Below are 12,937 nucleotides of genomic sequence, written 5' to 3'. Positions count from 1 at the left end.
GCTTTTCGTCTGTTTTCATTGTCCAACCACCCCCAACGATACGCAGGTTTTTTTCATGACACACGATCCCAACAGAGACCCGGGCCGCGGCCCCATCGCCTGGATGGCGGGCAACGCCGTTGCCTCGAACCTTCTCATGGTGGTCCTGCTTGTGGGCGGCCTCATTGTGGGGGCTTCCATCAAGCAGGAGGTCTTCCCCGAGTTTGACCTGGACTTTGTCAACATCAGCGTCCCCTATCCCGGCGCCAGCCCCGAGGAGGTGGAACGCGGGGTCTCCCTGGCCGTGGAAGAGGCGGTCCAGGGTATCGACGGAGCGGCCGAGGTTACCGCCGTCTCATCCGAAGGGGGTGCCACCATCTCTGTGGAGGCCCTGGAAGGGGCCGACATCCAGCAGCTTTACCGGGACATCGAACGGGAGGTGGATGCCATCACCTCCCTTCCCGTGGACGCGGAGAATCCCAAAATCGCCATTGCGGCCCGCCACCGGGAGGTGATCTCCTTTGCCGTCTACGGGGACCAGAAGGACTCGGTGCTCAAAGAACGGGCCGAAGAGTTCCGCGCCCGGCTCCTGGAGTCCCCGGCCATCACCCAGGTGAGCCTTGAAGACATCCGCGACCGGGAGATCCAGGTGGAGATTTCCGAAGCCGACCTGCGTCGCTACGGCCTCACCCTGGCCGAAGTGGCCCGTCGCATCCGCGACGCCTCCGTGGACCTGCCGGGCGGCAGCCTGAAAACCGACGGGGGCGAACTCCTGGTCCGCATGAAGGAGAAACGCTACACCAACGAGGCCTATGCCTCCCTGCCCCTCATCACCCTTGCCGACGGTTCCCGCATCACCATAGGGGATGTGGCCACCGTGCGGGACGGGTTCGCCGAGACCACCCGATACGCCACCTTCAACGGCTCTCCGGCCGTCATGGTGGAGGTCTACCGGGTGGGGGAACAGACCCCCATCGATGTGGCCGAAGCAGCCAAAGCAACCCTGGAGCAGTTCAGGCAGACCCTGCCCGAGGGGATCTCCGCGGCCATGGTGCGGGACCTCTCCGAGATCTTCAAGCAGCGCGGGGAGCTGCTCATCAAAAATGCCTTCATCGGCCTGGCCCTGGTCTTCATCATCCTGGCCGTCTTCCTTGAGATCCGGCTCGCTTTCTGGGTCTCCCTGGGCATCCCCATCTCGTTTCTGGGGGCCTTTCTCGTGCTGCCCTTTTCGGATTTTACCATCAATATCGTCACCATGTTCGCCTTCATCGTCACCCTGGGCATTGTGGTGGACGACGCCATCGTGGTGGGGGAGAACATCTACCACAAACGCCAGCAGGGCATGGGCCTGCTCCCGGCGGCCGTGGAAGGGGCCCGGGAGATTGCCAAACCCGTGGTCTTCAGCGTGCTCACCAACATGGTGGCCTTCATGCCCATCTACTTTGTGCCGGGATTTCTGGGCAAGATTTTCAAGAGCATCCCCATCGTGGTGATGATCGTCTTTGCCATCTCCCTGGTGGAGAGCCTCTTTATCCTGCCGGCCCACCTGGGCCACAGCCGCAGGGAAGGCTTCGGAGGTTTCCTCAAGCCCCTGTCCGATGCCCAGAGCCGATTCAGCAGCGCCTTCACCCGCTTTGTGGACCGCCGTTACGGGCCCCTGCTCTCCCTGTGCCTCCGGCATCGCTACGTCACCCTGGCCACGGGGGTTTTCATCCTTGCCGTCACCGGCTCCTGGGCCCTGTCCGGCCGCATGGGCATGGAGCTCTTTCCCCGCATCGAGTCCGACTACGCCTACGCCAACCTCTCCCTGCCCTACGGCACCCCGGCCGCCGAGGTGGACCGCATCGCAGGTCTTGCCGTTTCCGCGGCCAAGGAGGTGGTGGCGGACAACGGCGGGGAGGCTCTCTCCCGGGGGATCCTCACCCGCATCGACGAAGAGGAGATCCGCATCCGGATCCTCCTGACCCCACCAGAAGTCCGCCCCATGAGTACCACCGAGGTGACCCGGGCCTGGCGCGAACGCGTGGGGACCCTTCCGGGTGTGGAGTCGGGCCTCTTCGAGGCAAACCGGGGAGGACCGGGCTCCGGCAAGGGACTGACCATCGAGCTGCGACACCGGGACACCGACACCCTGGAACGGGCCAGCCGTGAGCTGGCCGAAGAGCTGGCCCTGTTCTCCAACGCCCGGGACATCGACGACGGCTCCTCCTCCGGCAAGATGCAGTTCGACCTGATCATGCGCCCGGAAGGTGAGCGCATGGGGTTCTCCGCCGAAGAGATCTCGCGGCAGGTGCGAAACGCCTATTACGGTGTTGAAGCCCTGAGGCTCCAGCGAGGCCGGGACGAGGTCAAGGTGATGGTGCGCCTCAAAGGGGAGGAGCGCAAAACCGAAGGGGACCTCTTCAGCCTGACCCTGCGTTCCCCCGAAGGCATGGAAGTGCCCTTGAACGAAGCCGTGGACATGAGCAGGGGACGGGCCTACACCACCATTTACAGACGGAACCAGAAACGCATCACCGATGTCACCGCCAACATCATCCCCGAGGCCGAGGCCGGACAGGTGGCCAGTGCCCTGGAAGACGGCGGCCTGGCCGACCTTGTGGCCGCCACCCCCGGCCTCACCTACGTCTTCCAGGGCAAACAGGCCGACCTTAAAGAGAGCGTCGAGAGCCTGATCCAGGGCCTGCTCATGTCGCTGATTCTCATCTACGCCCTTCTGGCCGTGCCCTTCAGGAGCTACGCCCAGCCCCTGATCATCATGATCTGCATTCCCTTCGGCATCATCGGAGCGGTGATGGGGCACCTGCTCATGGGCTACTCCCTTTCGGTCATGAGCCTCTTCGGCATCGTGGCCCTGGCAGGGGTGGTGGTCAACGATTCCCTGGTCTTCATTGACTTTTCCAACCGAAAACGCCAAGAAGGGATGGCCGTGGTCGATGCGGTGAAGGCGGCGGGCATCCAGAGGTTCCGGCCCATCCTCCTCACCACCGTCACCACCTTCGGCGGCCTGGCACCCATGATCTTCGAAACGTCCAGACAGGCACGGTTCCTCATCCCCATGGCCATATCCCTGGGGTTCGGAATCGTCTTTGCCACCCTCATCACCCTGCTTCTCGTCCCCAGCCTCTACATGATCCTGGAGGACATCAAAGCACTTGTGAGCCGTGGCAAAGCATCAACAGACACCACCGGCGAAGAAATGCCGAGGTTGTAAGAGACCGACACAGGCCCGTTTTTCCACAACACCACCAGACCAGAGGAATGACCAGACATGCTCACTCGGAAAACTCACCTTTTTACGTTGCTGCGACACCTCCCCCTGACCTGCCTTCTCCTGGCCCTGACGGTCCCCGCTGCCTGGGGAGGGAATCCCATGAAGACACCCACCCCCGGCTTTCAGGGCGACATCACCCTCATGCCCGGAGTGATCCACGCCACCAAAGCCCTCAACGACGTCGGAGACGACAACGAGCGCATCGACAGCCTGGACCAGTCGGCCTCCTCGGAGACGGAGGCGATTCCCATCGTCCTGTGGCACCTCAACTACACCTTTGACAACCTCAAAACAGAGCTTTTCGCCGGCACCCCCACCTCCAATATTGTCAAGGGGACCTACTTCCTTGAAGTGGGCGCCCGGCACCGCCTGGACAACGGCACGGCCTTAAGCCTCGCCTGGATTCCCGAGCTTCCCCTCATTGACGACGAGGTGTGGAAAGACCCCTTCCTCACGGGGGCGGACAGGACAGAGACCGACCGGACCTCCCAGGGTGTCCAGATCAAGGCGGATTCCATCCTGGGGACCCCCTTCTTTGTAAGCTATGCCTTTGCCGTCAACGACATCGATGAAGAGGAGTCGGGCCAGTCCTTCATCACCGAAGGGGGAGACCCCTTAAGCGACGAGGAGCTCTCAAGCCTCAGGCGCTCCAGTGAGGCCCACTTCATCGAAGCGGGGCTGACCCTTCCTGTCACCAGAGCCCTGATCCTGGGCGCCACCGCAGACGCCCTCCGCAACGAGGCCGACGGAAAGGCCCATCAGTTCGACCAGTTCGGGGGAAAACTTTCTGCGATCTTGCGGTTCCCCGCCTGCAAGGCATTTTCCACCGTCTCTTTCCACCAGGCGAACTACGACGGAACCCACCCGGTCTTTGACAAAAAACGGGAAGACACCTCTTACAGCGCCTCTCTGGGCCTTGAAGTGCCCCTGCCCGTGGAGAACCTGGCCTTCTCCCTGCTCATGAGATACGCCCGTACAGACTCCAACATCGACTTTTACGAGGGAGATGCCGTGATGGGCGGCATGGGCGTCAGCTATCGATTTTAGACATGATGCAACGGGGTTGCCCCTGACGGGCCGGGAAAAATCCATTTTGACAGGGCCTGCATTCCTGCTTTAAGATAATGGATTGTATACCCGGCCCGGCTGTTTCCCTTCGCCCTAACCCCTGATCAGGCAGGTGCCATGACTTATGCATACGATCCCATGAACCGATCCTTCTCTGTGATGAGCATCAACCTCCGTTTCGGCCTCGCCGACGACGGAGAAAACTCCTGGGAGCATCGGCGCAGGGCCTACGGCCCTCTGTTTACCGCCACGCGCCCCGATTTCATCGGCATGCAGGAAGCGAACAACTTCCAGACCCGGTACCTCGCCCAGCTCCTGAAGGACTACCGGTTTGTAGGGGTGAGGAACCCGTCGCCCACTACCTGGCAGAACAACCTGATTTTTTACCAGAAAGAGTGGACCTGCCTGAGACACACCCACTGTTTCCTGAGCCACACGCCCCATGAAGAGAGCCAGTTAGAGGGAAGCCAGTGGCCCCGCCAGTGCGTCATCGGAGAGTTTGAACGGGACGACGAACGCGTGGTCTGCGTCACCACCCACTTCGATTTTGACGAGGGGGTCCAGAAACAGAGCGCGGACCTGATCCTGGGGTTCCTGAAAGATTTTCCCGGAGATGTTCCCATGGTCATCACCGGCGACTTCAACGCCCCGCCCGAAAGCCCCGCCCATGAGGCCTTTCAGTCCGGAGGGTTCAAAGACAGCTTTGCAGGCGAGCACTCCTCCACCTTCCACGGCTTCACCGGAAACGACCTGGGAAAACATATTGACTGGATTCTGTACAAGGGAGGATTGAAGGTGGTGGATGCAGAGGTGATCAAGCACCCCTTTGAAGGGATCTACCCTTCGGATCACTACCCCGTGGTGTGCCGGTTTACCTGATCCGGCAGAAGGCAACTGAATACGAACTGCCAAAAACAAAAAAACCGCCGAAATCGGCGGTTTTTTAATCAGAAAAACGGGAAGAAAGAGGAAGAGCTGATATGATCCGTTCATGGCTCATGGCCATGACCTCTATACGACTCAGTTAGGCAGGATGGACAAGGCAGGACTCTCCCCCCGTCTTCAAAACTTTCCCGTTTTTTATTTTTTATTTCGGGGGAGGGAGTTGCAGGACATCGCGTCTATCCATTCCGCTCAGCTCAGCGTCCAACACCCTGCGAGGTCGGCTCCGAATCCGTTACAGATCCTCCCCCAAGACGGCCACCGGATCGACCGGTTATCTATTTGGTCACATCCATTCTCTGCTCAGCCCCATGCCGCACAACCAAAAAAATCAGTTCAGCACAACAGCGATCAGGCAATCCGGTAAGCATTGCGTCCCCTGAGACATCTCAGCCGGGGAGTAAATCAACAGCAATGTGCCCCCTTTTTCAAATGTGATTTATACAGACTGCCTGACAAAATCAACCCTCGTTGATGAGGTATTTAATGGGTATGATACATACCCACAACCTCGAAACCCCTTGAAACCCGGGGTCCCCTGAAATTGTAAGGGTTTTCCCATCCCACGGCCCTGCCCCCGCCAGACCCGGAGCATACCCAAAAGTGACCGACGGTTATTCCACGGAAGCCGACGGCAGAGAGGTCGAAAGAAGAGCCCTCAGGTTTGTTTTCGAGTGGGTAAGCCCCAACTTCCGGCGGATATTTTTTCGGTGGGTTTCGATGGTCTTCACGGACAGGGAGAGGATATCGGCAATTTCTTTGTTTGTCTTGCCTTCCCGGATCAGGTTGGTGATCTCAATCTCCGACGGGGTCAGCTGGAGCTGATATGAGGGAGCCGTCCGCACCAGGGGCCGGGCAATGGTACTGAGGTTGTTTTCCACCACCTCCAGATAGGCCACCTGGCGTGGCCCCAGCCGGGTGGCTTTGAGTTTCTCGATCCACGGATGGATCATCTCGCGGATGGTGAACAGGATCTCCTCTTCCAGGGCTTGTTTGTCCCCGCTGCGCTTTTTCAGGAGCACCTCCAGGGCGGTGTTCATCTCTTCAAGGCCAGCGCTTTTGCGCTGCAGCTCCTGTTCCCTGTTACGAAGGGCCTCTTCCACAAGGGCCACGCGGGTGACGTCCCGGACAAAGGCCACCACCCCCTCCCCCCGGCAACAACGCATCATGCGGGCTTCGTAGTACCGCTCTTCCCCCTCCAGCTCCAGGGAATACTCCAGGGTCTGGCGCTCCCCGGTCCGGATGGCTGTTTCGCAGGCGGCGGTGATCTGCCGGGCCAGCTCCCCGGGGAGCACATCAAAGACACTCTTCCCCATGAATCCCTCGGGTGACCGGTACAGGGGAAGTCCCATGGCGGCGTAATCCGTGAACACCCCATCCCGGGACAGGGTAAACATCAAATCGGGCAACCCCTTGATGAGTTGACAGCTCTCTTCAAGCTGCTGTTTCAGGCGCGCGTTCTCCCTTCGGAGCGCATCGAGTTCATTCATGGTCCCTGCCTTGCATGGTCCCCTTGCCCGCAGCCGTCCAGGGCGTCAGGGGAGTATCGGTTCAGAACACGTTCCGTAAACAACCGGGCTTGAGGCACCCCGGCCCGTCCGCCCTTATGTAGGCAAGGCCCTGCGGGCTGTCAAGCAGGACGTGCCGACAAAACACACCATACCTGTGACACGCAAGGTGTTGCCCCAAGGCGCTTCATGACCCCGCACGAAAAGCCTCCCACAACAAAAACCCGCATCGGCCCTTTGCCGACGCGGGTTTGTCAATGCCAGTTCATCACGGGCAGCATCCCTACCTGGGGTGCCTGAGATTCCTCACACGAAGATCCCAGTTCCAGACGCTCACCATCCCGCCCATCAGCATCTTGTCCACGTTATGGACAAACATCGTATTGCCCCTGACCTTGCCCAGCACCTCCACATCCTGGCTCACCAGAACCTGCTTGGCCCCGCGCCTCATGTTGGAGAGAAAATAGGTGCTGCCGTCTTCGGCAACCAACACGAAGTCCCGCTCCATGGAGACACGGGGGTCCTTGATGTCTGTGGGACAAACGGTTTCATTCACCACGCAGCTTGCCCCCATGATCTTCCCCTTGACCAGCATTATCTCGGCCAAGGCGGGGGACGTAGAAAAAATGGCCAGAATCGGCAGTACCAGGAAAAGCACATTCACTCGTCGGGTCATGATCTGTCTCCTTAGGTTGTTGGGGGTCTATAAGCCTACATGAGCGGGGCGCCTGAATAGGCGCTGGCCGCAGATGGATCACATCATGGGTTCCCTGAAAAACGCTGAAGAGAAGAAAGGGGCCGGGATAAAGTGCAGGAGGCCATCTGAATTACTCCCCATTATCACGAAAAGATCCCGTTATGTCAATTATTCCCGCAGGGTGAACTCACCCCGAAAAAGCGCTGTCCCCGGCTTTTCATTTGCCGGAGATGGTGGTATAGCCCTCTTTTGTTAAGGACCGCACGGGACCCTATCGGTAGAGTTCCCGCCACCGGCACTTACGGGCACCATGCGCCTGACTTTTTTTGGTATATATGTAGGTAGCTTTATGAGTGTATTTGAAATCGCCATGCTGGTCTGCTTCGGTTTTGCCTGGCCCGCCTCCATCTGGAAGTCCTGGACCTCGCGGAACAACTCCGGAAAAAGCCTTCAGTTTCTCTGCATTGTCCTCGTGGGCTATGCAGCAGGCATCACCCACAAGCTTCTCTACAGCTTTGATGCCGTCATCGTCCTCTACGCCGTCAACGCCCTCATGGTCACCACCGACATTGCCCTGTGGTTCCGCAACGGGCGGCTGATGAAAGGGGACGCTGCCGCGGATTTCTCCGCTCAAGCCCCCCACGCCCATGGGTAAAAGCCCCCTTTACGGCACCCGTCACACCAAATAACGCCTCCCCCACGGTGAGGTCCACAGGATGTCCTGTGCCCGCCCACTGTATTTTTTCTATACATCTTCCTCTTTTTTAGCTATTTACTATCGTTTGTTATATTAACACTGTTCATCAATCAAGAGATTCGTGCTTTATATTGATACTCGCGTCGACAGAAAACCACCTATTCACACCACATAAACGTATCAACATGTCACAGGAGGAAGATGTGAAAACGCAGAATGTTGTGATGGTCAGTGCCTGCCGAACCGCCATCGGCAAATTCCAGGGAGCCCTGAAAAACGTCTCGGCACGGGATCTTGCCGTGCATGTGGGCAAGGAAGCCGTCGCCCGCGCAGGCATCGACGTGGAAACCATCGACGAACTGGTCCTTGCCCAGTGCCTTCCCGGCCTGCAGGGTTCCCTGCCCGCCCGGCAGGTCTCCAAGCGCATCGGGTTCTCCGATGCCAGCAGCGCCGTCTCCATTAACCAGAACTGCGGCTCGGGGATGCGCGCCGTGGAGATTGCCGCCCACAGCATCATGCTCGGCAAGAACGACATCGTCATGGCCGTGGGCGCCGAGAGCATGACAGGCGCCCCGTACATGCTTCCCAAGGCCCGGTCCGGGTATCGCATGGGCCCCGGTTCCATTGAGGACTCCATGCTCTTCGACGGGCTGGTGGACGAACTGGCCGGGGGCCACATGGGCACCACCGCCGAAAACGTGGCGGAAAAATACGGGATCACCCGGGAGGAGTGCGACGAGCTGGCCCTCATGAGCCACACCCGTGCCCTGGACGCCATTGCCGCCGGCCATTTCAAGCGGGAGATCGTCCCCTATGAGATCGTCACGCGAAGGGGGACCACGGTCTTCGATACCGACGAGCATCCCATCGCCGGCAGCACCCCGGAGAGCCTGGCCAGACTGAAGCCCGCCTTCAAGAAAGGGGGCGTGGTCACCGCGGCCAACGCCTCGGGCATCAACGACGGCGCCGCCGCCGCCATCTTCATGAGCGAGGCCAAGGCCAAAGAGCTCGGCATCCGCCCCCTGATGAAGCTCATCAACACCGCCTGTGCGGGCGTGGACCCCAAACTCATGGGCTTAGGGCCCGCCGTGGCCATCCCCAAGGTGTTGTCCGGCACGGACATGGGCTTTGAGGACGTGGAGTACTGGGAGATCAACGAGGCCTTTGCCGCCCAGTTCCTCGGCGTGGGCCGCATGCTCCGGGAAGACCACGGCATGGCCCTCTCCATGGACAAAACCAACCACAACGGCTCGGGCATCGCCCTGGGCCACCCCGTGGGCTGTACCGCCCTTCGGATTCTGGTGAGCCTCTACTACGAGATGGAACGCCTGGACCTCACCGTGGGCGGGGCCTCCCTGTGCGTGGGAACGGGCCCTGCCATCGCCTCCCTCTGGACAAGGGAAGTGTAAGGCCGTATAACGGATTCAGAAAGCATACATGAAAGGGCTCGCCGCTCACCCCCGCCTTCACCGCGCCACAGGGCCCGGCGACCCCACATGATATCCCCGGCAGCCGCCTTCCCCAGGGGCTGCCGGGGCCACATCATCAACACCCCCTTGCCCATGCATTTCTGGAGCCGCCTGTGAAAACCTTTGCCCTTTGGTTTGCGTCCTTTTTTATTTCTGATCACACCCGCACCACCGACCCGGATGTCCGGTCACGCTACGGGGTTCTGGAAGGGTGGGTAAGCATCGTGGGAAACGCCCTCCTGTTCGCAGTCAAGCTGGTCATCGGCCTCTCCGTGGGAAGCGCGGCCCTCATCGCCGACGCCATCCACACCCTCTCGGACTCCGCCACATCGGCCGTTGTCATAGTGGGGTTTACCATGTCCCGGAAGCCCTCGGACAGCGAGCACCCCTTCGGCCACGGCCGCATCGAGCCGGTGGCCACCCTCATCATCGCCATTCTCCTGTTTGTGGCCGGGTTTGAACTCCTCAAACACAGCATCACCGCCACCCTGAACCCCACCGTGGCCAAGGCGAGCTACGGAGCCATCGCCATCGTCGCAGGAACCGCCCTGTTCAAAGAACTCATGGCCCGCTTTTCCTTTGCCCTGGGGGACCTCATCGATTCGGCCACCCTCAAGGCCGACGCCCTGCACCACCGAAGCGACGCCTTCTCCACCCTGCTGGTGGTGGTGGCCCTGGGCGCCTCCCACCTTGGCTATGCCAAGGTGGACGGTATCATGGGTATCGGGGTCTCTCTGGTCATCTTCGCCTCGGCCTGGGGCATTGCCCGGGAAGCGGTGAACCCCCTCATCGGCGAAGCCCCCTCCCAGGCCTTTCTGGATGAAATCGAAGGGGCCTGCCGCAGCGTCACCGATGTACTGGGGGTCCACGACATCGTCGTCCACAACTACGGAGAAAACCGCATCGTATCCCTGCACATCGAGGTCTCCCACCACCTCTCGGCCCTTGCCATCCATGAGATCGCAGAGGATGTGGAAAAAGCCGTGGGCCGCATCACAGGCGGCATGGTGGTGGTCCACATGGACCCCATCAACCGGGACCACCCCCACTACAACACCGTGCTCACCGAAATCCAAAAGGTGGTGGCCGAAGACGAACGGGTCCTCACCTTCCACGATCTGCGCATCGTGGGGACCACCCTGGACCGCGGCACCATTTTGTTCAACATCACCCTCAACAACAGCGACCGCCCTGGGGATCAGCGCGAGGTCCTCAGGGAGACCCAGGAAAAAATTCAAGCCCGGTTCCCGGGCCTCGATCTCCTCATTAAAATCACCCCCATGTTCAGCTACAACCCCTAAAGGAGACGCTAAAATATGTCCACCATACCCGAACGACACGATATACCCGACGCTCACAAATGGGACCTGTCCCCCATGTTCGCCGACGACGCGGCCTGGGAGACCCTCTTCAGGGAAACCGAGGCCAGGATTTCAGGCTACAAAACCTACCAGGGCCGCCTGGGAGAATCGGCCTCGGTCCTCAAGGAGGCCATCGATTATGACCTTTCCGTCAACCGGTCCCTGGAGCTTCTCTACACCTACGCCCACCTGCGCAACGACGAGGACAAGACCAACCCCGACTACGACGGCCTCTTTCAGAAAGCCGTGAACCTGTACGCCCGCATCGCCCAGGCCTCCAGCTTCTTCACCCCCGAGGTCCAGGCCATCGACAGCGCCACCATGGAAGGGTTCCTTGCCCACAAGGAGCTGGCCGACTACCGGTTCTTCCTGGAGAAAATCCTGCGCTTCAAGCCCCACACCCGAAGCGAAGAGGTGGAGGAGCTGCTGGCCATGTCCGCCGAGGCCATGGCAGCCCCCTCCCGCATCTTCAGCCAGCTGGACAACGCGGACCTGCGCTTCGGCACCATCCAAGACGAGACCGGCACCCCCCACGAGCTCTCCCACGGGAATTTCATCGCCTTTCTCATGAACCCGAAGCGCGAGGTGCGGAAAAACGCCTTTGACACCTACTATTCCGCCTACGAGGCCCACAAGCACACCATCGGCGCCTCCCTTTCAGCAGCCATCAAAAAGGACCTGTTCATCTCCAAGGCCAAGCGATTCGACGCCACCCTCTCCCGTGCCCTGTTCACCGACAACGTGGACAAAGAGGTCTACACCGGACTCATCGACAGCGTGCGTAACGGCTTTGCCCCCCTCTTCGACTACCTGAACCTGAGGAAAAAAGCCCTGGGCGTCGATGCCCTTCACATCTACGACACCTATGTGCCCCTGGCCTCGGACGTCACCTTCCACATGGACTACGACGAAGCCGTGGAGGTCACCCTGGCCGCCCTGGCCCCCCTGGGCACGGCCTATGTGGACACCTTGAAAAAAGGGCTCACCGGCGGCTGGGTGGACCGGTATGAAAACCGGGGCAAGCGAAGCGGGGCCTACTCGTCTGGCTGCTACGACTCCAACCCCTACATCCTGCTCAACCACGACGCCAACAGCATCAACAGCCTCTTTACCCTGGCCCACGAAGCGGGCCATTCCATGCACTCCCACTACTCCCGCACCACCCAGCCCTACATCTACGGGGACTACACCATCTTTGTGGCCGAGGTGGCCTCCACCTTAAACGAGGCCCTCCTCGGCCGATACCTCCTGGAAAAATACAAGGGGGACAAAAAGATGGAGACCTACATCATCAACCGGGAGATCGACAACATCCGGGGGACCCTCTACCGCCAGACCATGTTTGCCGAGTTCGAGATGCGTATCCACGCCATGGCCGCCGACAACCAGGCCATCACCCTGGAAACCCTCACCGACCTGTACGCAAGCCTCCTTGCCGACTACTTCGGCGACACCCTTGTCGTCGACGAGGCCCTGAAGCTGGAGTGCCTGCGCATCCCCCACTTCTACTCCTCCTTCTACGTCTACAAATACGCCACGGGCATCTCCGCGGCCCTGGACATTGCAGGGCGCATCATCAAAGGAGAAGAGGGGGCGGTCTCCCGATACATGGAATTCCTCACCCTGGGGGGCAGCATGTTTCCTGTGGATGAGCTTCGCGTGGCCGGTGTGGACATGACCCGCCCTGCCCCGGTGAACAACACCATCGCCCATTTCGGGGGCCTGGTGGAGCGTTTAAAAGCCCTTCTGGCCTGATCCGTGTCACACAATCCCCCCCGGCCCCCGGGCCGGGGGCATTCCACGTCTCCCTGTTCCATCCCTGTGTTCCTTCTCGCATCCATCGGCATTTTCAGGTATAGTGTTTCTAATCATCCCTTTAAAAATCATCAGGGCCCGCCCCGTCACCCGCCACCGGCCAATGCGCCGAATGCCATGGGGGACA

At 60.2% G+C, this 12,937-nt stretch carries 9 protein-coding genes; 7 read left to right on the top strand and 2 right to left on the bottom strand.

What is annotated here, in order from left to right; translation table 11 throughout:
- The first annotated feature begins 55 nt into the window (after positions 1-55).
- From ACOYW0_RS17555 to ACOYW0_RS17545, 3 genes are all read left to right on the top strand, one after another.
- Entirely contained in the window at positions 56-3,193 is a 3,138-nt protein-coding gene (locus tag ACOYW0_RS17555) for an efflux RND transporter permease subunit (protein ID WP_482415105.1), read from the top strand.
- A gap of 57 nt (positions 3,194-3,250) precedes the next feature.
- Positions 3,251-4,300, top strand: a complete 1,050-nt coding sequence (locus ACOYW0_RS17550; RefSeq protein WP_482415104.1) for a DUF2860 family protein — start codon at positions 3,251-3,253, stop codon at positions 4,298-4,300.
- A gap of 138 nt (positions 4,301-4,438) precedes the next feature.
- The gene (locus tag ACOYW0_RS17545) at positions 4,439-5,200 is read left to right on the top strand and encodes an endonuclease/exonuclease/phosphatase family protein (RefSeq protein ID WP_482415103.1); all 762 of its coding nucleotides are present in this window, start codon (positions 4,439-4,441) and stop codon (positions 5,198-5,200) included.
- Between the two features lie 677 nt (positions 5,201-5,877).
- Here ACOYW0_RS17545 and ACOYW0_RS17540 read toward each other — a convergent pair.
- Together ACOYW0_RS17540 and ACOYW0_RS17535 are read right to left on the bottom strand one after the other, a co-directional pair.
- A complete protein-coding gene (locus tag ACOYW0_RS17540) occupies positions 5,878-6,753 on the bottom strand; it encodes a LuxR C-terminal-related transcriptional regulator (protein ID WP_482415102.1) in 876 nt (291 codons plus the stop codon).
- A gap of 301 nt (positions 6,754-7,054) precedes the next feature.
- Positions 7,055-7,447, bottom strand: a complete 393-nt coding sequence (locus ACOYW0_RS17535; protein WP_482415101.1) for a hypothetical protein — start codon at positions 7,445-7,447, stop codon at positions 7,055-7,057.
- A gap of 370 nt (positions 7,448-7,817) precedes the next feature.
- On the opposite strand from ACOYW0_RS17535, the gene ACOYW0_RS17530 reads away from it, so the two are divergent.
- From ACOYW0_RS17530 to pepF, 4 genes are all read left to right on the top strand, one after another.
- Positions 7,818-8,123, top strand: a complete 306-nt coding sequence (locus ACOYW0_RS17530) for a hypothetical protein (RefSeq protein ID WP_482415100.1) — start codon at positions 7,818-7,820, stop codon at positions 8,121-8,123.
- Between the two features lie 245 nt (positions 8,124-8,368).
- The gene (locus tag ACOYW0_RS17525; RefSeq protein ID WP_482415099.1) at positions 8,369-9,574 is read left to right on the top strand and encodes a thiolase family protein; all 1,206 of its coding nucleotides are present in this window, start codon (positions 8,369-8,371) and stop codon (positions 9,572-9,574) included.
- Between the two features lie 173 nt (positions 9,575-9,747).
- Entirely contained in the window at positions 9,748-10,935 is a 1,188-nt protein-coding gene (locus ACOYW0_RS17520; protein WP_482415098.1) for a cation diffusion facilitator family transporter, read from the top strand.
- 15 nt (positions 10,936-10,950) lie between these two features.
- The gene (gene pepF / locus ACOYW0_RS17515) at positions 10,951-12,750 is read left to right on the top strand and encodes an oligoendopeptidase F (protein WP_482415097.1); all 1,800 of its coding nucleotides are present in this window, start codon (positions 10,951-10,953) and stop codon (positions 12,748-12,750) included.
- The last annotated feature ends 187 nt before the right edge of the window (positions 12,751-12,937 follow it).

This window comes from Desulfoluna sp. HI9BLuna, assembly GCF_056829775.1.
This window is presented reverse-complemented; position numbering and strand designations above follow the sequence as displayed.